This window comes from Acinetobacter genomosp. 15BJ, assembly GCF_000400715.1.
GTDB lineage: Bacteria > Pseudomonadota > Gammaproteobacteria > Pseudomonadales > Moraxellaceae > Acinetobacter.
In genome coordinates, this window is record NZ_KE007349.1 from 61,437 (window position 1) to 62,140 (window position 704).

The 704-nt window shown below is 47.7% G+C and carries 1 pseudogene; it reads left to right on the forward strand.

The features are described from left to right. Positions 1 to 704 (forward strand): annotated as a pseudogene (locus F896_RS03630) (hypothetical protein); the annotation flags it as partial.

Consider the following 704-nt stretch of genomic DNA (forward strand, 5'->3'; position numbering starts at 1 on the left):
GCCATCAATGGCAGCCAATTGGCGGGGACAGCGAAGAGCGTCTCTGATGCATTAGGCGGTGGTTCAGTTGTTAATCCAGATGGCACAGTGACCGCACCAAGCTATACCGTGAACGGTGTAGAAAGCAACAACGTTGGTGATGCGATTACTGAGCTAGACAAAGGCTGGAACCTACAAAGCAATGGTGCCAATGCAGGTGCAATCAAAGCAACAGATACGGTAGATATTGGTACGGTCGAAGGCGAAGATAACCTGACTGTAACCAAAGATGGCAACACCATCCAATACGGTCTAAATAAAGACCTGAAAGTGGATAGTGTGACTGCAGGCGATACGGTGATTAATGACAATGGTGTGACCATTACCAATGGCCCAAGTATTACTAAGTCAGGGATTAATGCAGCAGGCAACCCAATCACCAATGTTGGTGCAGGTGTGAACGATACCGATGCAGTCAACAAAGGACAGTTGGATGATGCAGCGGCAGCAGCAAAAACAGAAGTGACAGAAGGTAAGAACATCACCGTTTCTAAAACCACAGGTGCAGATGGACAAGACATCTATGAAGTAGCGACAGCGGATGATGTGTCATTTGATTCAGTGCAAGTCGGTGACGTGAACATTGATGGTGCTACAGGCAAGATCAGTGGTGTTGCAGATGGCACGATTGCAGCAGGTTCAAAAGATGCGGTGAATGGTGGTCA